Source organism: Bacillus sp. Root131 (genome assembly GCF_001429475.1).
Lineage (GTDB): Bacteria > Bacillota > Bacilli > Bacillales > Bacillaceae_G > Bacillus_A > Bacillus_A thuringiensis_S.
The window spans coordinates 139,295-161,455 of the sequence record NZ_LMJQ01000004.1; the positions used below are offsets into that span (position 1 = coordinate 139,295).

Below are 22,161 nucleotides of genomic sequence, written 5' to 3' on the forward strand. Positions count from 1 at the left end.
CAAAATATCTTTTACTTATAAAGTGATTTTTTATATCTCTAATTTCTTATTGATAATGCGACCTGTAATCGCTACGAGTACAATTATTAACAAGCAAGTAAAACATAGACCCAAAATAGTGAAATCTTCAATAGGGTAAAATGATGTATCAAAAAAATCATTCTTATCCATGAACCCAGAACTTTTAATAGTAACTGCATATTTCTCTAATTTACTTAACACATCCATTACTATTGTTTGTATTGTTGAAAAGATAGCAACGAAAATGATGAATAAAATTATTTTACTCATCCATGACTTCACTGGAAACAGCCTTATAATGGCTATGATAAAATAACAAGAAATAAGGATACTCATGAAATCGATCCCCCATAAAAGAAAGGCAAATATGTGTTGGAAGATTCCATAACTATACAACTTGTGATATTCTTGTCGAAATTCTCCGGTTACTTCCTCACCATAAAGACTCGGATTATAACCAATTACTTTTCCATCATAGAGACTTTGTGAAAAATAATATGAAAAAATTAAGCCTATACCTAATAAAATAATAAACATTAATGTGAAAAATAATAAATTCGTATATGTATATATTTGGGTTGTGATGGCTGTATAACGAATCATAGAATTTTTTAATATTTTATTAAAAGAAGGCAGCGCTATTAGAAGAAGTAAAAATGCAGATATACCAATTATTATTAGGTATATGATTAATACTAAATCCTTTATAAACGGAGGTAGTACCCTTGAGAGTCCTATCGTACTAAATAAAAGAAGTAAAGAAATAATAATAAAACCAGAATAAAAGACTGCTATTTTTTTTCTATTGCACTTATATAAATAGAGAAAAAGTGGGTTCATTGCTCAAACACCTCCCTAAACAACTCATGTACTGCTTTCCCGTGATGAAAACGAATTTCCTCTACGTTTTCATGTAATATAATAGTTCCGTCTTTTAAAAAGATTACTTCATCAAATATATTTTCGATTTCTTCTATTAAATGAGTTGAAATGAGAATGGTACAATCTTCTCGGTAAAATTTAAGAATTAAATCTAGTACATGTTTTCTAGAAACAAGATCAATTCCACCCAATGGCTCATCTAATATATATAACTTTGCTTTCCTGGAGAAAGTTAAAATAAGTTGTAATTTTTCCACTTCACCTTTTGATAAAGCAACTATATGCTCTTCTAATGGCATTTTAAACTCCGCTATTAAGTCCATTGCTTGATGTAAATCAAAATCACTATAAAAATCCCGATAGAAAACTACAGCATCTTTTATCGTCATCCACTCGTCAAAAACAGGACTATCAGGCATAAATGAAACAGTTTTCTTTGTTTCTATTCCTACCTTCTGACCTTCAATTGTGATAGTTCCTTTAGAAGGATAACGCAAACCAGCAATCATTTTTAATAATGTCGTTTTTCCGCTACCATTATCACCAACAAGACCAATAATTTTCCCTTCAGAAATTGTTGCACTTAAATCTTCAAGCACTGTTTTTAAGTTATATCTTTTCCACAGATTTTCAATTTTTAATAACTCTGTCATTCATTTCCCTTCCTTTTCTGTTCTAATGCAGAATGGAGGATTGGAAGAATTTCTTCTTTCGTAAATCCTAAATTGTCCATTCCATTTATAAAATTATCAAGCAACTCTGTTGCCATTTCTTTGCGTAGTTCAATAATCTTTTCTCCTTCACTCGTTACAAATCTCCCTGTCCCTCTTCGTGTCACAGCAATACCTTCTCGTTCTAGCTCTTGAAATGTACGTTGAATCGTATTGGGATTCACTTGTAATTCACTGGCTAGTTCACGTACAGCTGGGATTTTATCCCCCGGTGCTAAACGACCTGTTACAATTTCCTTTTTTATGTATTCCATTACCTGAATATAAATCGGGATATTAGGAGAAAACTCAATTTCCATTTCTTCCCTCCTCAGCGTTAGTGTACCAGACGAATAATACACTAATACTGATTGTGTGTAAATGGTAATTTTTCCAAACTATATATAATAAATAAAAGATGATATCTGAAAGAAATACGGCCAAAAACCAGTTCTTAAACTCATTACTAAAAACAAAATCCCATAACAAACATTAAATGTCGTTTATGGAAATTTGTTAACGTACGGTAAAACCCAGTTTTTTAACTTAGAAATTCCTTAGCATACGAAGTTCGCGTTTAGTTAGCGAGACCGCATTATTAACTCGCCTATTAATTTAAATGTAGCTCTGTTAATCTCGAGATTGAAATAAAACCAAAGTAAACTTTTGGCTAAAAGTTTACTTTGGGGTTTTAAATCATTTATAGCTAATTTTGTAATAAATCTCTCGATATTGATATAGATGTTAAATATGGGTTTTATATCTAAAATTAACAAAAAATATAACATCATAAAAATTAAGATGTTTTCTGTCACTTGTTTTTCCCTTATGCTTAAGATGAGATCGTATTCGCCGATTTTATCTTTTTTATTTGTAAATTTTAGATACAAAAAAGGAATCCTTAATAGCTTAAGGATTCTGCCATGTCCTTGCTACCAATAATGAGACATTATGTTAACCGAGCATGTATATGGTATACATTGTTTCTTGTTCAATTAACTGGCAGTTTAGTTATATAAGTAATTGGATATTTATAGTAAGATGAAGGTGAATGAGAGAAGAATTTATGGAGGTTACTCTATGGACTACAATCTATTTAGAACTTTACCAGAAATACCAAATCCTAAGTACATTGTATTTAGTGATTTTGATGAAACGTACTTTCCTCACCAATTAACCGCCGAACGAAAAAGTCAAATACAAGCATTAGAACAGACTATCGTAGAAAAAAGTAGGATTTCTGGTTTACTTTTTGGCTTGGTAACAGGTAGTAACATTGAGGCTGTTCTTGAAAAAATGAAGAGGGGTGGATTTCAGTATCTTCCTCATTTTATTGCAAGTGATTTGGGAACAGAAATTCATTATTTCAACAAATTAAAACAAGGTGAAATTGATAAAGAATGGCTTAGCAGGTTTGATAATGGCAATTACCATCCCGATAAAATAAAAGAGATAGTTGATTTGTTAGCTTCTAAAAATATTGCTTTAGATAGCCAATCACAGATGGGTGCATCAAAATACAAAAGCAATTACTACTATTTCAGCAAGAATGAAAAGGACGATCAATTAAACCTTAACCATATTAGACAAGTTGCTAGTGATTTTAAAATTAGTATAAACATCAATCAATGTAATCCTTTGGCTGGAGATCCAGAGAATGCATATGATATTGATTTTATCCCTTTAGGGACTGGAAAAGACGAGATTGTGAGATATATATTAGCAAAATTTAAGATAGACCGACAAAATGCAATTGCCTTCGGTGATAGTGGTAATGACTTAAAAATGTTACAGGCTGTAAAATTCGGTTATTTACTTGAGAATGCTACAAGTGAGGCAAAAAATGGACATGAGCGTTTAACCATAGGTTCTTATTCAGAAGGGATACTTAACACCATTAAAGAACTAGTTGTGTAGTAGTGATTGGAACCATTTTTTATAAGTTTTTAAATTAAATGGTCTTTGTTTGTGAAACAAACGGATGCTAATGTTAAATAAACAAGATACATTGACTTCCGCTTTCGAATTTTATGTAAATAAGCTGTCCACATGGACAGCTTATTTACATAATGATCGATATAGGAAGTTAATTTTAGAAGCTATTGAATATAATCATAAATATTTTTTGCTAATAATAAACAAGTTACTGTTATGAAAAGGGCACGAACATACCCACTTCCCTTTTTTATAGCAAACTTGGATCCGATAATCCCTCCAGCAATTTGTGCAATTCCCATTATGAAACCATACGCATAGTTTACTTGTCCTACATACATAAACATTAACAATGCACCAATATCGCTTCCTAAATTAAGCAACTTCGCATTACCTGCCGCTTTTAAAAAATCATATCCAATAAATAAAAGCGAAAACATTAAGAATGAACCTGTGCCAGGACCTAGAAATCCATCATAAAAACCAATAACAAAAACAAAAACAGTAAAAATAATGAAGTGTCGACCGGACAATTTCTTATGAGTGGAAATACTACCCCAATCCTTTTTGAATATCGTATAAATAGCAACAGCACCAAGCATGATCAGCATCAATGGCTTCAGTACCTCTGGGTTCATTAAATGAACGGTCCATGCACCTATTATGGAACCTATAAAAGTGAGTGGGAATAATCTAAACCCTGATTTCAAATCCAGGTTACCAGAACGATAAAACACAATATTACTAGTTACACACCCCATTGTCGATGCTAATTTATTCGTGGCTACTGCACTTGCTGGATTCAGCCCTGTAAATAATAAAGCTGGCAAAGCAATGAGTCCACCACCACCTACAACCGAATCAATAAATGAAGCTAAAAATCCAAAAACAATCAAAATAATTAATACTGATGGGTCTAAGTAAAAATCCATATTATCAACCTCTCTTTAGTCACTATCAGAATAGTAACTAATAATTTGCTAAATGTAAACAGTTATTGTAACGTTAAAATATAAAAGCAAACATCGGAGGACGAAAAAAGTGGACTACATAGTGCAANGGTCTAAGTAAAAATCCATATTATCAACCTCTCTTTAGTCACTATCCGAATAGTAACTAATAATTTGCTAAATGTAAACAGTTATTGTAACGTTAAAATATAAAAGCAAACATCGGAGGACGAAAAAAGTGGACTACATAGTGCAACAGCTAAAAAAAATTGGTTTCAATGAATATGAAGCTAAATCTTATGTATCTCTTGTTAAACAGGGGCCTGTCACAGCCTACCAAGTAAGTAAAGATTCAGGTGTCCCAAGAGCGCGAATTTATGAGATTTTAGGTAACCTTGTAGAAAAAGGAATTGTCATGAAGGAAGAAATAAATGACACCACTCGCTATTCACCTCTGCCTGTTGAAATCTTTTTACAGAAGGCGCAATCAGAATGGAAGTCTACTTATGAAGGAATCAGTGATTCATTAAAAAGACTAGAAACTTCTGAGGAAAAAACGGATAATCGAGTGATTACTTTAAAAGACAATAAAACAATCATTAGCTATTGTCAGGCATTAATAAAAAAAGCAGAACGACGTATTGTCATTTCAATGTGGGATGAGATGTATGAAGCGTTAAAAGAAGATCTATCTGAAGTAGCTGATAAAGTTACAATACAAGGTATTACCCTGCATGTTGAAAATCCCATTAAAAATCTAGAAGCCCATCGCATAACAACTTATACAGAAACCCTGTCTACAGAACATTGGTTTATTTTATCGATAGATTCTAAAGAGATGATTTATGGACCATCACTTGAAAAGCGTAATATTGCTTTTTATACAGATGACCCCGTTCATATATACTTATTAGAGGATTATGTATGGCATGATGTTTTAGTGAATCGACTTGTCCGACGTAGCCAAGACAATTTGGAGAATTGGATTGCTACAGAGCGAAAAGCATTCTTTACGGAAGAATAAGAAGCATTATTTAAATTAAAGTTCTTTGTTCAACCTGACTGTTGAACAAAGAACCATGTATATTCTATATACATTTGGTTAACATAACGTCTAATTATCGGTAGCGAAGAAAAAGGTGTCCCCTTACTCTCAGAAGAGATTCGCCTTTTTCTTTTTCTGTGACTCTATGCATCTTTTTATACATTCCTATTCTAGAGCGACTTTTTGCTTCCCTATATTTCCCTATTTTTGTTATAAAACTTTGTATACTCTTAGCGTGGTTTTTTACCGAAATGCTGGCGTACCTTAATTGTTTTGCTCAGGGTTTCAGGTACCTGTAAATGTGTTTATTTAAAATGCTCGAACGTGATATCCATGGGCTACTTATTTTAGAATCGAATCGTGGAGATTGCATGTTTATATACAAGCTGTTGCTTCCCTTCAAATTCTATTAAAATAGAAAAAGTATCATATCCTCTTATTATTCCTTTTATATGTAATCCTTTGACCAGAATTAATGTGATATCCTTCCTCTTTTGAAATGCTTCTTGTAACAATTGTTCCTGGAAAAATAGTATGTTTCTACCTCTGTCCTTTTGAAATGCTTGAAATTTTGTTTCCAACGAGTTCACCCCCTATTCTTCTCATACCGTTATGAGGTTTTCCATGTCTTCTTACTTTCATTGATGCAAACGTTCTATTCCCTTCATGCTCTCAATCACTTTCTCATCACTCACTATATAATATATCTCATTTCCCTTTCGCTCATAGGAAACCATCTTAAACTGTTTTAACTTTGCTAATTGTTGTGACATTGTAGATTGTGGAACACGTAGTAACTTCTGTAACTCGGATACATTTAATGGCCCTTTCGAAATTAATTCTCGAACTATCATCAAACGCATAGGATGTCCAAGCATCCGCAATATATCTGCAGGTCTCTCGTAATCACCAATATTTATATAAAAAGCTTCTGACATAATCTCTTCTCCTTTTTTAGTAAGCATTTTCTACATCCTAAAATCATCTATTTGTTTTGCCAATGTTTTAGATACACATGGGCTACCTTCAAGTGGTTTTGTTTTCATAACTATGTTATTTCCGAAGAAGCTCCCTATGTCCTCTTTGTATCTTACATTGCTTCGGATGTACCTTACTAAATAACTCATTTAGTTCTCTTTGTTTTATATTTTCTAGTACGTTTAATTCCCGTCCAAACGTTTTCCTCCAAGCAATTTTTACTACTTTAATGTGCTACATAGAGGACGGAGTTTTAAGCTATTAAGGATTTCTTTTTGTATCTAAAATCAAAAAAGAAAAAGATAAGATCCGGGAACACGATCTTATCTTTAACACAAGGAGTAAACAAACGGATAACCATCATATTTATATTATAATTTCTTTTTTGTTAATTTTGAATATTAGAGTCGTAATTTAGTAGTCTATCTATATTGAGAAATTTATTACAAATTTAGTTAAAACCAAAGTGAACGTCACTTTACCTATAAATTGGTCGTAAGTTAATTATTAACCCATAAACTGGCCGAAAAATTTAATAAGAACCATGAAGTTAACAAGAGTTAGGGTGCTTTTATACTAAAAAACTAGAATATCAATAAAACCTTCACTGAAAGATAGCACCAACAATAACCGAATCTCTTACGCTAATCCTAATTCTATAAATAAAAAGTCGATTTCCTGTACGTTAAGAAATTGACTTTTTAATGAGTAATTTAATATCTTTATTAGAAACGAGCTTGATTAAATTAAATCCAAAATATCTTTTGGGGTATTTAATACATAATCAGCTTTTTCAAAACCTTCTTTTGTCTTTGAGCCCCATAAAGCGAGTGCGAATTTAACACCAGCACTTTCCGCACATTGCATATCGTATACAGAGTCTCCAATGTATACTGCCTCATTATTAGAAACATCTAATTGTTTCAAACAAGCTAATAATGGTTCAGGGTGTGGTTTGTGTTTATCCGTATCACACGCACAAATTGTATGTTCAAAATGACCGCTTAGACCAAATGGCTCGAACTCATCTATTAATTCTTGCTTAGTTTTTGATGTAACAATACCAAGCTTTAATTTACTAAGTGATAACTCTTTAATAATGCTTTCTAATTCTTCAAACACGGAAACTTCATGAGAAAAATCTAATACAGATTTGGCCCATTTCGGATGAACAACGTCTATATTTTGTACATTTAATTTTTTTAAGGTTTCTTTTCCAGGAATCCCTAATGCAAATYTTAAATCYTGTAACGCATAATCTTCCTTTAGTTCTTCTTTTAAAACTTTTTGTAAGGATTTTAGTATTGCTTTTTCTGTGTCTAAAATTGTGCCGTCTACGTCAAAAACAAGAGATGTAATCAAAATAAAGCCTCCCTATTTTTTAATCTTCACTTGCAATTACTACCTCAACACCATTTTCTTTCAAAGTATTATATAATTCATTAGACATAACTTGATTTGTAATGAANTGTAACGCATAATCTTCCTTTAGTTCTTCTTTTAAAACTTTTTGTAAGGATTTTAGTATTGCTTTTTCTGTGTCTAAAATTGTGCCGTCTACGTCAAAAACAAGAGATGTTATCAAAATAAATCCTCCCTATTTTTTAATCTTCACTTGCAATTACTACCTCAACACCATTTTCTTTCAAAGTATTATATAATTCATTAGACATAACTTGATTTGTAATGAATGTGTCTATAGATTCAAGCGTTAAACCCTTATAATTTCGTCGCTGGTTCCATTTAGTGTGATCTGCCACTAAAATAACTTGATCAGCATGTTTGATTAATTCACGCTTGAAATAAATATCTTCTTCAAAACCATAGTATATCCCGTCTTCAGTAATACCTGCGGTTCCAATGAACACCTTGTCAAAGTGATAATCTTTGAGTTTTTCAGTGGTCGAAGTCCCCGTAGTATGTCGAGAAACCTTATTTAAAGTTCCTCCCAAAATTGAATTCGTCACAATAGTTACGTTCTTTGATTGCAAATGTTGCGCTACAAAGTTGACTGTTGTTGAAACGTCTAAATAAATCATGTCATTGTTTGCAAYTATATTTGCAGCTTTCATTCCAATCGACTTTTTCGTTTCTAATTCAGTCTGTGACCGCACTTGATAAGTATCAATTTTCTTATGAAAAGTAGCTAAAGCCACTCCGCCATAAGTTCTAACTATTGCTTTGTTTTTTGAAAGTTTTACTATATCTCTTCTTGCAGTATCTCTTGAGATATGAAACATTTCACACATTTTTTTTATATTCATAGTTTTATTTGTTTCTAAATAATTAAGGACTCGTATCAATCGTTCTTCTTGATTCATAAGTAACCTCCATAAGAATATATTAAGTTAAAGTAAGTCGTTATGCAAGTTAGTTTAAGTTATAATGTACGATAACGCTCCTGTAATTAAGTGTTATTAAGTGGATTTGGTAAAACCTTATTTTTAATGCCTTTATAATTGTAAGCGATTTTATGATGGATTTAAAATTTTATCGTTGTAAGCATAAATTTGCCAAAGTGGCAAGGTTATGGTCTAAATCACAGTTTATATGTCCAAATTTAAAAGGTTACTTGCAATTATCTTGAAGTTTTTGCACCAGAAACTCATATAAACTCCACATATCTCTAGACAATCCTCATATAAACTCCAGATTAATACAATACTATGGCATCAAGGAGGTTAGAGAACATGAATTTTATCAAACGATCATTTTTGAGTTTACAATCAAGAAAGGGAAAGTCACTTATATTACTTGCTATTTTTCTAGTTGTTATTAATTTAGTATTTGCTGGTTTTACGATTCAAAGTGCATCCAGTAAAGCAACAGATTTGGCTAGGCAACAATTAGGAGCTGATATCAACTTAAGAATCGATATAAATAAGTATTTGGAAGAACAAAACAATAATCAAAATGCTAATGAAGCGATAAAGGTACCAAGTATCGAAAAAAAAGAAGCTGATAAATTAAAGAACTCTAAGTATTTAGATCACTATAATTATCTAAAAAGTGCTATTGCTGAGCTGAAAGAGCTTCATAATGTCGAACCATCTGGAGGAGCTCAATCATTTGGTCCAAATAATAATTTAAATTTCACTTTACAGGGTGTTAGAGACTTTTTTTCATTAGAAGCTGCTCAAGACAAAAAATTAAAACTTATTGAAGGAGAGGGAATTACGTCAAAAACAATAGGAAAAAACGTTGCTATGATTGAAAAAAAACTAGCTGAAAAAAACAATTTAAAAGTGGGTGATAAATTACAGATAGGTGAAGTAATGGATGAGGAACTTACCACGAAAGAGCTAGAAATTATAGGTATATATGAGTCTAAAGAAGAGGCTCCATCTTTTGGAGGACAATCTTTTGCTTTATTAGAGCCTGCTAATCAAATATATGTACCGTATTCTGTTATGAATTCACTGGAAAATGCAATCTATTCATTAAAGGATCCTAAGGATATTGATGCATTTAAAGAAGAAGCAAAAAAATTGGGGTTACCAGCGTACTATGAATTAGATGCACAAGATAACGTTTATAAACAGATGATTGGTCCAATCGAAAATATTGCATCTTTTTCGAAAACGATTGTAATTATGGTGTCTATTGCAGGTGCAACAATTTTAGGATTAATAATTACGCTCTCTATTAAGGAACGTAGAAAAGAAATTGGAATTTTGTTATCTATAGGCGAGAAAAAGTGGAAGTTAATGGGTCAATTACTAGTTGAGGTATTATGTATTGCTGTATTAGCTTTTGGTTTATCTTTAGCAACAGGAGAGAAAGTTTCTCAAAAAGTGGGTGATAATCTTTTATCTAGTGAAATAGCAAAGAATGAAGATAAACCGGAAGATCCTATAGCAAAATTAAGTGGTAACCCTGCTGCAGACGTAGATCCGGTTGATAATATCCATGTAAGTATTTCAACTGAAGATTTAGGAAAAGTAGGGGGGATTGGATTAGGAATTGCTATGCTAGGAACGATTCTTCCGGCATTATACATTCTTCGTTTAAATCCAAAACAGATTTTATTAAAAGACGAATAAGGAGGATTTATATGGAGACAATTTTACAGTTTAAAAATATCAATTATTATTATGAAAGTAATAATAAGAGAACTACAATCTTAAAAAATGTAAATTTTTCTTTTCAAACTGGAAGTTTTTATACTATCTTAGGGCCATCTGGTTCAGGAAAAACAACAACTCTTAGTTTAGCCAGTGGATTAGACGTTCCAAAAAGTGGATATGTCTTATATAAAGGAACGGATATACGTAAAATTGGTCTCGACTCCTATCGAAATCAGTATGTATCAATTATTTTTCAATCTTATAATCTCATTACTTATATGACCGCACTTCAAAATGTTATAACAGCAATGGAAATAACAGGAGTCGATGTAAAAGATAAAAAGATAAGAGCATTGGAGCTACTAAAAAAAGTAGGATTGACAGAAATAGAAGCAAAAAGGAATGTGTTACAGCTTAGCGGTGGTCAACAACAACGTGTCGCAATCGCTCGTGCATTATCTTGTAATGTAGATTTGTTAATTGCAGATGAACCGACTGGAAACCTAGATCAAGAAACGTCTATGGAAATTATTGAGTTGTTTAAAGAGTTAGCACATAAAGAAAATAAATGTATTATTGTTGTGACTCATTCACAAGACGTAGCCAAACAGTCAGATAAAGCTGTTTATCTACAAAAACAGAATTTAGTTGTACAAGATGTTTCTTGAAAAATGAATGTGTTTACTTTAGAGAAAACAAAGAATGAAATAACTTCAAAGTAACTGTAAGTTCGATTTATACATTTTTTGTAAATAATAGATGCTACACCTAAGAGAGGAATGAAGAGAACATGGATTAAGGTAGTTGTTTGCAGTGTCCTGGTTATAATTGGTATTTTAATAGGATATGTAACACATGTTTTTATTCAAGAAGACATAAGTGAGTCTAGCCAAAATCAAGTAAATACTTTTCAAGATGAGATAGGATCGAATCAAAGACAACCCTCATTTATTGAAGGTGGGAATTCAGGATTCGGTACTACTAAAGAATATAATGAAGGAGAAGTGGAATCTAAAGACCCAGAAAGTAATTAATAAAATATAACTTTTTCTAATAAGTCAACAACCGGTTCCTCAACATATAAGGAACCGGTAAATTTATATACAAAATATGTATAAATGTCTAATTTTATTTATTTACACTTGCGTACTTATTTGAGTAAGGTGATGAATTTAATTTTTGTTTTTTTACTTGTATGTGACTATTATCCCGATGATGAGCAATCCACAGTTGTACATCTAATAAAGAAAGAATAATGTTTGTTTCAAGTGACATCTTGATTAGCTCTTTCTAGTGTTATTATGTATATATACTATCGCATGCACCTGAAGCTGATATGAAGTAAAGATAATTTTCCTATGAATTTTTTATGTCTCTACATAAGCTCCAGATAGCAAGGCTATAATGACTACCAAAGAAAAGCTTCCTTTGTACAAAAAATTTCACCGTATTTTTTGTACAAAAACCTCATATATTTAAGCATAATTTATTGGGAGGTTGATTATGAGCATGTATTTAAAAATACAAGAAAGTGCGAAGCGTATAAATGAATTGACTAAGCATCAAAAGAAACTAGAGCGCGAAAAAAATATATTAAAAAGTGAGTTTTATAGATTGTTGAAAGAAAATAAAAAATACAAAGATACTCCCGAAGAGATAAGAACATTGGATAATTAGTCTCAATTTAAAGTTTCATTTAAATTTTAGTCAACTGCAGAAGTATGAAAATAGTTTAACTTCAGTACTTGGTTAGCTATAAGTATTTTGATGCTATATTTATTCGTAAATTTGACACAGCCTTTTATGATATATACATGTTATACTTAATTGCATAGTAAATAAATTGTATCCCAGTACATTACTTACTATTACTAGTACCCGAAAAACCTTAATATGATACGGTAAAAGGCCTCTTTTCAACGAGAAAAGAGGCCTTTTTTCATTAATATTTAGTTAAGTATATGCTATGAATTAAAAAGGAAACTTTATATTAATTTACATTTCTTTCATAGAGTTAAGATAAGAATCATATATTATAACAACATGTTACATTGAAAGGGTGAATATATGATTTCATCGTATTTGGTAAGTTATATTTTAGTCACGGGTAATACTGCTATAAAAAAGGTAGCTAGAGTTCATGCATCCTCAGAAGTTTTTGCTGTTAATAAAATTAAAAGAGAATTAGAACGTCGGTTTTCACATCCAACAAAAATTGAAGTTTATCCAGTTTAATAAAACGGTATAAAAAGAGGAATCACTCTTTGTTTTCATAATAATTAATTTGTAATTATTATGAATTAAACCTCATATTTTTTAATTAAATTTCCAACTAAATTTAAAAAGAGTCTTTTATTTTATTTCCATCAAGCTACACTTTGATTATCAGTTTACCTATAAATTAGCCGTAGTTTAATTGTTAACCCATAAACTTTTCCAGGAATTTTAATAAGAAGCATAAAGGTAACTAGAATTAAGGTGTTTTATGCTAAAAAAACTAGAATATCAATAAAACCTTCACTGAAAGATAGCACCAACAATAACCAAATTTTTTTCGCTAATCCTATAAATAAAAAGTCGATTTCCTGTACGTTAAGAAATCGACTTTTTAGTGAGTAACTTAATTTCTTTATTAGACTCGAGTTTGGTTACAGTAAATTCAAAATATCTTTTGGTGTATTTAATACAAAATCAGCTTGTTCAAAACCTTCTCACCTGAAATTGATTTTACATAATCTTAGCTTGATAGCGATGTGGCGCTACCCCACATCCATCAACTTAAGGATTTAGACTATTTTTGAAGTTAAAAGCACGTTACTATTTTCTTATGTTAATGAGAAAGGGTGACGTGTTTTTATGAATATGAATCAAAAACAAGAATTATCTTTATTCGCTGAAGAGTTATATCGATATATGTCTCCCGCTACACTTAATCAATTAGCCATAGAAGCAGGCGGAATGAAACGAAAACGTAAGTGCCACGGGCACCATTTCTTATCTTTGTGTGTATGGCTAAATCAACAAGTCGCTACTACCTCTCTTACTCAACTATGTAGTCAATTAGAAACTTCAACAGGAGTTTTATTAAGTCCGGAAGGACTTAATCGGCGATTTAACTCTGCTTCTGTAGCCTTCTTTCGAACTGTATTTACTACACTTCTACAAGCTAAAATTGGAGGCGTATCTAAGATTTCTCATTCTCTTTCTTCCTACTTTGAGCGCATTCGCATCCTTGATTCTACAACCTTTCAGGTTCCAGATCGATTCGCATCTACCTATCCTGGTGCCGGAGGATGTAGTCATAAAGCTGGTGTGAAAATTCAACTAGAGTATGACTTGTTAAGTGGGGAATTTTCTGATGTGAAAATTGAACCAGGAAAACGAAGTGATCAGGCGTATGGTGCGACTCGAACAGGCATGATACAAAAGAATGAGCTGTATATTCGTGACTTAGGATATTTTCGTCTACAAGACTTTAAGTCTATTCAAGACAAGCAGGGGTATTATTTATCTCGTCTTAAGTTACCAACTAAAATATATAGAAAAGAGTTCGAAACAGTGGTATTTAAAACAAAACCCTCTCAATTGAAACCAGTATATATACAAATTCATTTGGAAGACATTATGAAACAACTACAACCTGGCCAAGTGTATGAATTACACGATGTATATGTAGGGAGTAAGGACAAATGGTTCTGGTGCAAAAAATATAACACTTGTGCAATGAATCTGTAAATCTTGGACATACTGATACTATTACTCTACAAAAGGGTGTGTGATCAGTATGAAAAAGGAAACTTTGTTTAAATGGAAGCACTATCAGCCAGATATTATTCTATTAACTGTACGTTGGTACCTACGGTACAATCTTAGTTTTCGTGATTTGGTAGAAATGATGGAGGAAAGAGGACTATCCTTGGCTCATACAACGATTATGCGGTGGGTCCATCAATATGGGCCGGAGTTAGATAAGCGAATTCGACGTCATCTCAAACAAACGAATGACTCCTGGAGAGTAGATGAAACGTACATAAAAGTAAAAGGACAATGGATGTACCTATATCGTGCCGTTGATTCTGAAGGGAACACGATTGATTTTTATCTCAGTAAATCTAGAAATCATAAGGCTGCAAAGCGATTCTTCAAGAAGGCTTTGCGGTCTTTTCATGTTTCAAAACCTCGTGCAATTACAGTTGATAAAAATCCCGCCTATCCCATTGCTATCAGCGGGTTGAAGAAAGAGAAAAAAATGCCGTTAGGCATTCAAATCAGGCAGATAAAATATCTAAATAACATCGTAGAGCAAGACCATCGTTTCATTAAAAAACGTATACGCTCTATGTTAGGACTTAAATCTTTTCGCACAGCTACATTTATTCTTGCAGGAGTAGAAGCCATGCATATGATACAAAAAGAACAGATTGATTTACGGGATCAGTCTGTTCAAAATCAAAAACAATTCATTCATCAATTATTTGGATTAACAGCGTAAAGAACGATTCCGGTAGGAATCATCAATGTTTTTTTGAATGTATCCTTTATTTGCACCAGAACCGTTCAGATTGTAAATGAATTATCATATATTTCCAATACATATTTGGATAGCAGTAGTAATGTAGAGACTAGTATGAAAGAGCAAGAAATGTATGTACAAGAAAGTGGAGAACTTGCAACATCATTAAGTTGCCTATTACAAGAGTTAAAAGAATTAATTAGAGAGTTTAAAATTCAATAAAATTAATAAATATCAGATTAATTTTATTGAAAAACCTTTTTTTACTTTGAATTTAATAATGTAAATCACATGCTTACTTAAATAAATATAAATTTTGCATATTTAATTGGAAATAGAGCATGATATTACCAATTAAATGGAGGTGTGTTAGAAATGCAAATACGAGAAAATAATAATTCAAACGAGATTTTGGTAGCAGCGGCAGCAAGTGCAATTGAGCAAATGAAGTATGAAATTGCTCAGGAGTTTGGTGTTACACTTGGACCAGATTCAACATCACGAGCAAATGGTTCAGTAGGTGGAGAGATTACGAAACGTTTAGTTCGTATGGCGCAAGAGCAGTTATCTGGTCAATATAAAATTCACTAAAGTTAAAGGTATATCCCATTGAAGGGATATACCTTTTTAATTTGCTTTTAAAGAGGATCGTTAAATTTTTTATTGTTGGTTAAGTTTAGAAACTGCAAATTTAGCTGTGAAATTCATTTTCTTCATGTAAGAAGAATTTACTCCTGCTTGAAATTGAACAGAAATATTACCGTCTTTTTGTGCTTTGAATACGCGACCATATGGTGAATTAGCATTGTATGTGCCAATTACTTGATTATCTGCATCAAAGACTGTATAAGAAATGGGGAACCCGGAATTTTGTACAAAGACTGTAAGTTCTTCCCCTTTACTAAGATTAAATGATTCTTTTTGAGAAACTTCATAGGAATTCATAGAGTAATATTTTGTAACTTCTTGAATTTCTAAATTCGTAGTTGCCGCACTCGCTTTTAGTGCCTCTGCTCCTGGTAAATTCATACCTGATAGTACTGCAATTCCTAGTGCCCCTGCTAAAATAGCTTTTTTCATAATGCTAGTTCCTCCTTTAATATATTTTGAGATTTGAAAAGGAAGTGAAAATATCACCCACCTGAAAACCATTATAGTTACAATGAGAATTATTTTCAATGAGAATTATTTTCAATGAGGGTTAGTATGTAATTTTGCATATATATGGTATGGAAGTCGTTGGGGGACCGTGCATAAAGGTATTGATTTCTCAGCGGCAAAGGGTACACCAATAATGGCATCTAAATCAGGAACTGTAGAATTTGCTAGTTTTGGTGGATATGGAAATGCGGTGGTTATTAGGCATGAAGACGGACTTTGGATATTATACGGTCATATGGACTCAATTTTAACTACTGTAGGGGCACATGTACAACAAGATCAAGTAATAGGGAAAGTAGGTAGTACAGGCGATTCTACTGGGAACCATTTGCACTTCGAAATTAAGAATTAGTATATAGGTGGACAAGTAGATCCAAAATCATATTTACAATTTTAATAAACATTAAGTTTGAATAATTAATATACGATAAGAATAATATATTTATTGCATATTTAATAAAAGGACAGTTATCTAAGGATAGCTGTCCTTTTATAATTTATCGATTCCTTACTTTAATAATATAACTAGATGGAACGCTGCTAAATAGCAGCGTTCCATCTAGTTATATTATTCCTTTTAAATTAATTATAGCTATCAGCTATTACCATAAACTCTTTTAATAATACACCGCCTTCATACACTTTAACTTTTATTTTTCCAGCACTTAAATTAGTTAATCTCCCTTTATGAGAATCAACTTCCCAATGTCCGGTTTCACCAGATAATTTATAGTAATATTCGTTACTACCTGTATTTTTATTATATTTTACAGGTAAATTATAATACTGAAATTCCTTTATTCGATAACAAACGGTATTATTTGGACATGCTTCTTTTTTAGCTAATTTACTTGTGGGTAATTGTTGGCTATTATCTGCTGCAAATACTCCAACTGATCCAGAGAATAAAATGCCTGTAGTTAATACACCGACTACTATTTTTTTGAACATATTTACATCTCCTTTGATTTAAAAAATTTTTTAAATTAACTTGTTTTTTCTATAAATAAAACAAAAAACTAACATATTAAATTGTTAACTACTCTTAAAAACGCCTTTTTAATTTTGTGAAAGTTTCCTTTCATCATTTAAAAGCTGTAATATACCAAATAGCAATTACATTTCCATTTTTATCAAGTACTCTGCCTTCAGCTGCTCCTTCTTCATATGCTGTTACAACACCAGTTTTAGGGTTGACATAAATTTTATTTTTACTAAATAAGACATATTTGTATTGATTTCCGCTTGGCGTCATTGACCAAGGTTTCCCCACTTTAATGTGCATAAATTCACCTTGCACATCAGATACTTGATAAACCGATTTTGTTGATTCTGGATTGTTTACTGCAGCGTAAGTTTTAGTAGTAGCAAAAGTTCCTAAACCTCCAATTCCAATGGTAGCTGCTAACGCAATTCCAACAAATTTTTTTATGTGATAATACCTCCTTTTTTAATTCATACCTGTATATTAAACGGTTAGTCTTTCATGTCACTTTCATTTACCTTACAATAACCTTAAATGGATTTTTGAAAATTCTGACTGGCGCGAGGGAGAGTATGAAAAAAATATTAATTGTTGATGATGACAAAGATATTGTTGATCTTTTAAAGCTTTTTTTAGAAATGGAGAATTTTTTTGTTGATATTATGATGCCTAAAATGGATGGTTATCAATTAATTAAAAAGATTCGTGAGACGTTACAATTCCCAATACTTATATTGTCAGCTAAATCTCAAGAAGTAGATAAAATTATAGGTTTAGGGATTGGAGCAGATGACTTCATTACAAAGCCATTTAGTGCTTTAGAAATTATAGCTAGAGTTCAAGCTCACCTTAGAAGGTCCTATGAATTTAATGATAAGGCTGTAGAAGGTAAGGAGAAGCAAATTCATATGGGTGATTTAGTATTAGATCATCATTCTTGTACACTCTATAAATCAAGCGAAACCATTACTCTTAGTGCTACGGAATATAAAATCTTAACACTTTTTATGGGGGATCCAGGGAGAATATTTACTAAAAAACAAATTTTTGAAAGTGTATGGTCTGATTATTACTGTGCAGATGATAATACAATTATGGTTCATATTAGTAGACTACGAGAGAAATTAGAGGATTCTCCTAAGAATCCAGTTTATATAAAAACGATCCGGGGGCTTGGGTATAGATTTGCTAGGAAGGAAGAACTTTATGAAAAATAAAGTTTTATATATCTTAATTAAAAATTACGTTATATTTGCACTAGCAATAGGTTTCACGGTGATAATTTTATTTATATTTTTGATGTACCAAACAGAGAAGCAACTAGGAAAGCTAAATAATTTAAAAGCAAGTGAAGTAGTGCGTGAAAACTTTGAAACTATTAATTCAGAATCAATAGTTTCATTTGGTGGTTGGGTAGAAATTCTTAATGAAAATTTACAAGTTATCTATACCAAAGGGGAAAAGAAGGATCAGCTTTTATCATATTCACAAAGAGAATTTGCTACTTTATTTTTTGATAATGATAAGCTTCCTTATTATTCATCTGTAGCAACATTTGTAACGAAAAAAGGTGAAACATTATATTGCCTTGTTAAGGTTCCTAAAAAAGCAATAAAGTATGAATATACGTTTTCTGATAAAAATGAGGAATACGTATATGTTTTTTATAAGATATTTTTTTCTACAATCTTTTTATTTTTTGTATTTTTCTCTATGAATGTATATATATTTAGTAGGCAAATTGCTAGGAAAATAACCAGGCCATTGGATAAACTAGCAACTGGATTTGAGGAAATTGCTAGTGGGAAATATGATAAAAGGTTAAACTATGAAACATATTTTGAGTTAATGCAAATACAGCATTCGTTTAATGTTATGTCGGAAAAACTCGATAAAATAGAGAAAGAGAAGAAGAGGTTGGAAGAAACCAAGCAGAAGATGCTTGTAGATTTGTCTCATGATTTAAGGACACCAATTACAACCGTTCAAGGTTATGTTGAAGCATTACAACTAGGGATCATTACAGAAAAAGGTGAAAGAGAAAGAACTTTGAATGTAATATATAATAAGATTCGAATCATTGCGGTATTAACTGAAGATATTTTTGAACTATCTAAATTAGAGCATTCTGATTACCCTTTTGAAGTACATCCAACTGATGTATCTGAGTTTATTCGTGAATTGCTTGCAGAATATTATGATTTATTTCAAGCGAAGCGCTTAATTCTTCAATATGAAATACCCCCTAAAGAAGTGATTGCTCCAATTAACAACAGGTTACTATACCGTGCTATCTCTAATATAATATCTAATGCTCTACAGTATAATACGGCAGGTACGACCGTGTTTATATCGTTAATTGAGGATGAAAGCAAAGTATATATAAACATTATAGATAATGGAATTGGAATACCTGAGGATATGAAACAAAGTATTTTTGATGCATTTGTTCGAGTAGATGATTCTCGAGAAAATAATGGGGGATCAGGTCTTGGATTAACTATTGCTAAGCATATAGTAGAAAAACATGGAGGGAGCATAAATTTAGATAGTACAAAGAAAAAAACACATTTCTGTATTTCTTTACCTAAATGCAGTGTGTAAATATCTTATGAAAAGTGTTAGTAAGTTAAACGGTTGAATAAAGAGAAAACGCACAATTTAGTTCCTTTAAACTTAACTCTGGTTCATATAAAATGGAAGCTTTACAGTTTACAAAATAAAAAAGGTGCTTATTTCAATTTCTTGTTTTATCATTTTAGCCAAGATAGTTCCTTTAACACATGGTATAGATAATCAGTACGATTAAAGGAGAGATATTAGTCATTGCTTATTAATGGTAAGGTAGACGTAAAGGATTTAACAAAGACCACATGCAACAATACAAATAATAATTTTTATGTGAACGTAAAAAATACCAAAACTGCCCTAAAGAGGAGGGGGTCTTGGTATTTTTTTGTTAAGATTACGATTTTTTAAGTGATTTTCATATTCTGTTCACCACACTAACATCAAGTCCTTTAATTCAATCGTTTCAATTTCGCAAGTGTATTCTTCATCTTCCACATATCGGTGGGTAATCTTTGTATAAACTGATCTTATCTCTAAATCAGAATTGTTACCCCTTCACCATGAAGTTAAAGTTTTTAAGGCCCAAAAAATGAAAAATATGCTATTCCATTTGTTTTGCTAACTTGATGTTAATGTGGCGTAACCTTAAGTATTTAAAAATTAAAAAAGTCCCTTAATCATGTTAAAGGGAACTTGCTCACGCAAATGATCTGTAAATCAATTCATTTTTGATATACAGATCATTTGTATGATAATTTTTATAAATCATTGCTAAATAGTGAATTTACATAAATGTTTTTAGAAGTTCTTGGATTAATGGGATTGCTCCACCTATAAATTTTAAAACTGCCATTGCGATTTCCATATTATTCGCTCCTCTTTTTTCTTATTAAGATGTGGTGAATCTTTATAACCTTATTATAGTAAGCGTTTACAATTATAACAATAAATTTATGTATGCAATATTGCATATTTATACATTAGGCCTCTATTAGCCATTTTTTAATGTCCACTGATAACGATTATACTTATAATCCTTTATGTTGAGCTCAAGGGATTCAAATATTTGGGGATATTTATAATCTAATTCATCTTTCATATGACCAAAAAAGGATTCCATTGGTGCATTGTCTAAACAATTGTCCTTACGGGACATAGATTGTCTGATCCCCATTTCTCTTACACGTTTCTAAAATTCAGGGTGTGTATAATGAATACCTTGGTCTGAATGTAGAAGCGCTTCAGGATGGATGACTTCTCCTAATCTCTCTTTCAAGTTATCTAATGTTCGATAGACGATATCCATTTGTAAAGAAGAGGAGACATGATAGGCTAAAATCTCTCGTGTTGTACTGTCTTTTACACATGATAAATAAGCTTTCTTTCCTTGTCCATAAAATAAATAGGTAATATCGGTTAACATACTTTTTTCAGGCTCTTCTTGATTGAATTGGCGCTTTAAAAGATTCGGACATGTTTTATGTTCTTGTGTCGCTTTTGCGATGTGTTTATAAGGATTCGCTCTGCGAATCTTTGTTACAAGATTATATTTACGTATAATAAGGTAAATACGCTTGAGATTCATACAAATTCCTTTTGTCTTTTCCAATACCATTTTGATAGAACGACCACCACATATTTTTTCTTTTCGATTAAAAATTTCTTGGATCCATTCATAGTCTGTTTCATCATTACGTTCCTTTTCTAGATGTTTATCTGACTGATGAAGCCACGCATAATATCCACTCCGACTTACCCCAGCCAGTGTGCAAAGGTAACGCAACATACGTGGGAATTGGAATCGAAGTATGGTTTGTTCAATCAGTGCGTATGTTTCTCGTGATGTTAACGCTTCTTCTGTAACGCATGCCTTTCGAGTTCGTCTAACTTTTTTAGGAATGTCAATTCCGCTTCTAAAAACACAATACGTACTTCCGCTTTTTTTAATTTTTCATCAGAAGAGAGCGGTTTTTCCAAGGGGCGTCCCGTGCTTCCTTTCCCGCGGCGTTCTGTATAAAAGCCTTCTTCACCAAATTGTTCAAAGGTTCTTCGCCAACGTTTCAAGCATTGTTTTGGTTTCTTCTCACCAATCACAGCTAAGTTAAACCCATTCTCTGAAAAGATTTGGCTATGACCTTTTCCTTGTTGATTTTCTTTTACCGCTCTTATTTTGAAATCTGGACAATAGCTAATCGAACGTTCCGACGCTTTTAATACATTTTTATTTTTTTCTAGCTGTTTCATTTGAATCTCGTTAAAAATAATTTTAATCATTCTCCGTACCTCATTTCTATCGTTGGTTCCATTATTACGAGGTTTTTTGATAAAAATACACAAAAACCC

General features: G+C 31.8%; 26 protein-coding genes and 5 pseudogenes. 13 read left to right on the forward strand and 18 right to left on the reverse strand.

Translation table 11 applies throughout. From position 1 onward, the window contains the following. Positions 1-30: 30 nt before the first annotated feature. The 3 genes from ASE54_RS15865 to ASE54_RS15875 are packed head-to-tail and all read right to left on the reverse strand — an operon-like array spanning position 31 to position 1,933. The gene (locus ASE54_RS15865; protein WP_001068580.1) at positions 31-861 is read right to left on the reverse strand and encodes a hypothetical protein; all 831 of its coding nucleotides are present in this window, start codon (positions 859-861) and stop codon (positions 31-33) included. After that, positions 858-1,556 carry an ABC transporter ATP-binding protein gene (locus ASE54_RS15870; RefSeq protein ID WP_000137754.1) on the reverse strand — a complete coding sequence of 233 codons (699 nt, stop codon included), beginning with the start codon at positions 1,554-1,556 and terminating at the stop codon, positions 858-860. Before ASE54_RS15870 ends, ASE54_RS15865 begins: the two co-directional genes overlap by 4 nt. Next, positions 1,553-1,933: a GntR family transcriptional regulator gene (locus tag ASE54_RS15875; RefSeq protein WP_000401937.1), complete on the reverse strand. Its 381-nt coding sequence runs from the start codon at positions 1,931-1,933 to the stop codon at positions 1,553-1,555. Before ASE54_RS15875 ends, ASE54_RS15870 begins: the two co-directional genes overlap by 4 nt. A 760-nt stretch (positions 1,934-2,693) precedes the next feature. Here ASE54_RS15875 and ASE54_RS15885 point away from each other — a divergent pair. Further along, a complete protein-coding gene (locus ASE54_RS15885; protein WP_000386174.1) occupies positions 2,694-3,530 on the forward strand; it encodes an HAD-IIB family hydrolase in 837 nt (278 codons plus the stop codon). 182 nt (positions 3,531-3,712) lie between these two features. On the opposite strand, the gene ASE54_RS15890 is transcribed toward ASE54_RS15885, so the two are convergent. Then, positions 3,713-4,480 carry a TSUP family transporter gene (locus ASE54_RS15890; protein ID WP_000348423.1) on the reverse strand — a complete coding sequence of 256 codons (768 nt, stop codon included), beginning with the start codon at positions 4,478-4,480 and terminating at the stop codon, positions 3,713-3,715. Positions 4,481-4,736: 256 nt separating this feature from the next. On the opposite strand from ASE54_RS15890, the gene ASE54_RS15895 reads away from it, so the two are divergent. Beyond that, entirely contained in the window at positions 4,737-5,522 is a 786-nt protein-coding gene (locus ASE54_RS15895; protein WP_000384581.1) for a TrmB family transcriptional regulator, read from the forward strand. A gap of 368 nt (positions 5,523-5,890) precedes the next feature. Here ASE54_RS15895 and hfq read toward each other — a convergent pair whose 3' ends face one another. From hfq to ASE54_RS15920, 6 genes and pseudogenes are all read right to left on the reverse strand, one after another. Continuing rightward, positions 5,891-6,124, reverse strand: a complete 234-nt coding sequence (gene hfq, locus ASE54_RS15900; protein ID WP_000448253.1) for an RNA chaperone Hfq — start codon at positions 6,122-6,124, stop codon at positions 5,891-5,893. Positions 6,125-6,181: 57 nt separating this feature from the next. Continuing rightward, positions 6,182-6,481, reverse strand: coding sequence for a metalloregulator ArsR/SmtB family transcription factor (locus ASE54_RS15905; RefSeq protein ID WP_043320325.1), 300 nt, complete (start codon positions 6,479-6,481; stop codon positions 6,182-6,184). 781 nt (positions 6,482-7,262) lie between these two features. Next, positions 7,263-7,883 (reverse strand): HAD family hydrolase, encoded by a 621-nt coding sequence (locus tag ASE54_RS15910; protein WP_057272991.1) that lies wholly within the window; start codon positions 7,881-7,883, stop codon positions 7,263-7,265. Between the two features lie 19 nt (positions 7,884-7,902). Further along, a pseudogene (locus ASE54_RS37395) lies at positions 7,903-7,989 on the reverse strand (DeoR/GlpR transcriptional regulator); the annotation flags it as partial. Position 7,990: 1 nt separating this feature from the next. Next, a pseudogene (locus ASE54_RS37005) lies at positions 7,991-8,106 on the reverse strand (HAD hydrolase-like protein); the annotation flags it as partial. Between the two features lie 19 nt (positions 8,107-8,125). Continuing rightward, a complete protein-coding gene (locus ASE54_RS15920; protein WP_057272993.1) occupies positions 8,126-8,842 on the reverse strand; it encodes a DeoR/GlpR family DNA-binding transcription regulator in 717 nt (238 codons plus the stop codon). Between the two features lie 369 nt (positions 8,843-9,211). Here ASE54_RS15920 and ASE54_RS15925 point away from each other — a divergent pair, with 369 nt between their 5' ends. The 3 genes from ASE54_RS15925 (at position 9,212) to ASE54_RS15935 (ending at position 11,622) form a co-directional block, all read left to right on the forward strand. Further along, entirely contained in the window at positions 9,212-10,564 is a 1,353-nt protein-coding gene (locus ASE54_RS15925; RefSeq protein ID WP_001009347.1) for an FtsX-like permease family protein, read from the forward strand. Positions 10,565-10,575: 11 nt separating this feature from the next. After that, a complete protein-coding gene (locus ASE54_RS15930; RefSeq protein WP_000447828.1) occupies positions 10,576-11,256 on the forward strand; it encodes an ABC transporter ATP-binding protein in 681 nt (226 codons plus the stop codon). A gap of 111 nt (positions 11,257-11,367) precedes the next feature. Then, positions 11,368-11,622: a hypothetical protein gene (locus ASE54_RS15935; RefSeq protein ID WP_000831889.1), complete on the forward strand. Its 255-nt coding sequence runs from the start codon at positions 11,368-11,370 to the stop codon at positions 11,620-11,622. 94 nt (positions 11,623-11,716) lie between these two features. On the opposite strand, the gene ASE54_RS36365 is transcribed toward ASE54_RS15935, so the two are convergent. Beyond that, a complete protein-coding gene (locus ASE54_RS36365) occupies positions 11,717-11,863 on the reverse strand; it encodes a hypothetical protein (RefSeq protein ID WP_000051345.1) in 147 nt (48 codons plus the stop codon). Between the two features lie 228 nt (positions 11,864-12,091). On the opposite strand from ASE54_RS36365, the gene ASE54_RS35785 reads away from it, so the two are divergent. From ASE54_RS35785 to ASE54_RS15955, 5 genes and pseudogenes are all read left to right on the forward strand, one after another. Then, positions 12,092-12,265 (forward strand): hypothetical protein, encoded by a 174-nt coding sequence (locus ASE54_RS35785; RefSeq protein WP_000063204.1) that lies wholly within the window; start codon positions 12,092-12,094, stop codon positions 12,263-12,265. A 1,179-nt stretch (positions 12,266-13,444) separates the two neighbouring features. After that, a pseudogene (locus ASE54_RS15940) lies at positions 13,445-14,278 on the forward strand (IS4 family transposase); the annotation flags it as partial. A 94-nt stretch (positions 14,279-14,372) separates the two neighbouring features. Continuing rightward, positions 14,373-15,080 carry an IS6-like element IS240C family transposase gene (locus tag ASE54_RS15945; protein WP_000712401.1) on the forward strand — a complete coding sequence of 236 codons (708 nt, stop codon included), beginning with the start codon at positions 14,373-14,375 and terminating at the stop codon, positions 15,078-15,080. A 63-nt stretch (positions 15,081-15,143) separates the two neighbouring features. Continuing rightward, positions 15,144-15,323: pseudogene (locus tag ASE54_RS15950) on the forward strand (chemotaxis protein); the annotation flags it as partial. Between the two features lie 153 nt (positions 15,324-15,476). Next, positions 15,477-15,692, forward strand: a complete 216-nt coding sequence (locus ASE54_RS15955; RefSeq protein WP_001167052.1) for an alpha/beta-type small acid-soluble spore protein — start codon at positions 15,477-15,479, stop codon at positions 15,690-15,692. A gap of 69 nt (positions 15,693-15,761) precedes the next feature. On the opposite strand, the gene ASE54_RS15960 is transcribed toward ASE54_RS15955, so the two are convergent. Then, positions 15,762-16,181: a hypothetical protein gene (locus ASE54_RS15960; RefSeq protein ID WP_000709194.1), complete on the reverse strand. Its 420-nt coding sequence runs from the start codon at positions 16,179-16,181 to the stop codon at positions 15,762-15,764. Positions 16,182-16,350: 169 nt separating this feature from the next. Between ASE54_RS15960 and ASE54_RS15965 the strand changes: the two genes are divergently transcribed. Further along, complete coding sequence (locus tag ASE54_RS15965) at positions 16,351-16,614, forward strand: M23 family metallopeptidase (protein ID WP_000548717.1); 264 nt, start codon at positions 16,351-16,353, stop codon at positions 16,612-16,614. 230 nt (positions 16,615-16,844) lie between these two features. On the opposite strand, the gene ASE54_RS15970 is transcribed toward ASE54_RS15965, so the two are convergent. Further along, positions 16,845-17,213 (reverse strand): hypothetical protein, encoded by a 369-nt coding sequence (locus tag ASE54_RS15970; protein WP_000473547.1) that lies wholly within the window; start codon positions 17,211-17,213, stop codon positions 16,845-16,847. Positions 17,214-17,346: 133 nt separating this feature from the next. Then, entirely contained in the window at positions 17,347-17,547 is a 201-nt protein-coding gene (locus ASE54_RS37010) for a hypothetical protein (protein WP_000547727.1), read from the reverse strand. Positions 17,548-17,819: 272 nt separating this feature from the next. Between ASE54_RS37010 and ASE54_RS15980 the strand changes: the two genes are divergently transcribed. Then, complete coding sequence (locus tag ASE54_RS15980) at positions 17,820-18,464, forward strand: response regulator transcription factor (protein ID WP_000722050.1); 645 nt, start codon at positions 17,820-17,822, stop codon at positions 18,462-18,464. Next, positions 18,454-19,851: a HAMP domain-containing sensor histidine kinase gene (locus tag ASE54_RS15985; RefSeq protein WP_000792433.1), complete on the forward strand. Its 1,398-nt coding sequence runs from the start codon at positions 18,454-18,456 to the stop codon at positions 19,849-19,851. Before ASE54_RS15980 ends, ASE54_RS15985 begins: the two co-directional genes overlap by 11 nt. Positions 19,852-20,602: 751 nt before the next feature. Here the strand turns inward: ASE54_RS15985 and ASE54_RS37015 are convergent. The 4 genes and pseudogenes from ASE54_RS37015 to ASE54_RS37030 all read right to left on the reverse strand — a co-directional run bounded on the left by ASE54_RS37015 (position 20,603) and on the right by ASE54_RS37030 (position 22,092). Continuing rightward, positions 20,603-20,789, reverse strand: a pseudogene (locus ASE54_RS37015) (hypothetical protein). A 20-nt stretch (positions 20,790-20,809) separates the two neighbouring features. Continuing rightward, positions 20,810-20,992 (reverse strand): IS3 family transposase, encoded by a 183-nt coding sequence (locus ASE54_RS37020; protein WP_003260056.1) that lies wholly within the window; start codon positions 20,990-20,992, stop codon positions 20,810-20,812. 15 nt (positions 20,993-21,007) lie between these two features. Then, positions 21,008-21,766 carry an IS3 family transposase gene (locus ASE54_RS37025; RefSeq protein ID WP_309414572.1) on the reverse strand — a complete coding sequence of 253 codons (759 nt, stop codon included), beginning with the start codon at positions 21,764-21,766 and terminating at the stop codon, positions 21,008-21,010. After that, entirely contained in the window at positions 21,664-22,092 is a 429-nt protein-coding gene (locus ASE54_RS37030; protein WP_000590440.1) for an HTH domain-containing protein, read from the reverse strand. The genes ASE54_RS37025 and ASE54_RS37030 overlap by 103 nt, the downstream gene beginning before the upstream one ends. Positions 22,093-22,161: the final 69 nt, after the last annotated feature.

Excerpts from the sequence above, each read along its gene's own strand:
- ASE54_RS15865 (WP_001068580.1), bottom strand. The coding sequence starts at position 861 with ATGAACCCACTTTTTCTCTATTTATATAAGTGCAATAGAAAAAAAATA.
- ASE54_RS15870 (WP_000137754.1), bottom strand. The coding sequence starts at position 1,556 with ATGACAGAGTTATTAAAAATTGAAAATCTGTGGAAAAGATATAACTTA.
- ASE54_RS15875 (WP_000401937.1), bottom strand. The coding sequence starts at position 1,933 with ATGGAAATTGAGTTTTCTCCTAATATCCCGATTTATATTCAGGTAATG.
- ASE54_RS15885 (WP_000386174.1), top strand. The coding sequence starts at position 2,694 with ATGGACTACAATCTATTTAGAACTTTACCAGAAATACCAAATCCTAAG.
- ASE54_RS15890 (WP_000348423.1), bottom strand. The coding sequence starts at position 4,480 with ATGGATTTTTACTTAGACCCATCAGTATTAATTATTTTGATTGTTTTT.
- ASE54_RS15905 (WP_043320325.1), bottom strand. The coding sequence starts at position 6,481 with ATGTCAGAAGCTTTTTATATAAATATTGGTGATTACGAGAGACCTGCA.
- ASE54_RS15925 (WP_001009347.1), top strand. The coding sequence starts at position 9,212 with ATGAATTTTATCAAACGATCATTTTTGAGTTTACAATCAAGAAAGGGA.
- ASE54_RS15930 (WP_000447828.1), top strand. The coding sequence starts at position 10,576 with ATGGAGACAATTTTACAGTTTAAAAATATCAATTATTATTATGAAAGT.
- ASE54_RS15935 (WP_000831889.1), top strand. The coding sequence starts at position 11,368 with ATGAAGAGAACATGGATTAAGGTAGTTGTTTGCAGTGTCCTGGTTATA.
- ASE54_RS36365 (WP_000051345.1), bottom strand. The coding sequence starts at position 11,863 with ATGTCACTTGAAACAAACATTATTCTTTCTTTATTAGATGTACAACTG.
- ASE54_RS35785 (WP_000063204.1), top strand. The coding sequence starts at position 12,092 with ATGAGCATGTATTTAAAAATACAAGAAAGTGCGAAGCGTATAAATGAA.
- ASE54_RS15945 (WP_000712401.1), top strand. The coding sequence starts at position 14,373 with ATGAAAAAGGAAACTTTGTTTAAATGGAAGCACTATCAGCCAGATATT.
- ASE54_RS15955 (WP_001167052.1), top strand. The coding sequence starts at position 15,477 with ATGCAAATACGAGAAAATAATAATTCAAACGAGATTTTGGTAGCAGCG.
- ASE54_RS15960 (WP_000709194.1), bottom strand. The coding sequence starts at position 16,181 with ATGAAAAAAGCTATTTTAGCAGGGGCACTAGGAATTGCAGTACTATCA.
- ASE54_RS15970 (WP_000473547.1), bottom strand. The coding sequence starts at position 17,213 with ATGTTCAAAAAAATAGTAGTCGGTGTATTAACTACAGGCATTTTATTC.
- ASE54_RS37010 (WP_000547727.1), bottom strand. The coding sequence starts at position 17,547 with ATGCACATTAAAGTGGGGAAACCTTGGTCAATGACGCCAAGCGGAAAT.
- ASE54_RS15980 (WP_000722050.1), top strand. The coding sequence starts at position 17,820 with ATGAAAAAAATATTAATTGTTGATGATGACAAAGATATTGTTGATCTT.
- ASE54_RS15985 (WP_000792433.1), top strand. The coding sequence starts at position 18,454 with ATGAAAAATAAAGTTTTATATATCTTAATTAAAAATTACGTTATATTT.
- ASE54_RS37020 (WP_003260056.1), bottom strand. The coding sequence starts at position 20,992 with ATGGGGATCAGACAATCTATGTCCCGTAAGGACAATTGTTTAGACAAT.
- ASE54_RS37030 (WP_000590440.1), bottom strand. The coding sequence starts at position 22,092 with ATGATTAAAATTATTTTTAACGAGATTCAAATGAAACAGCTAGAAAAA.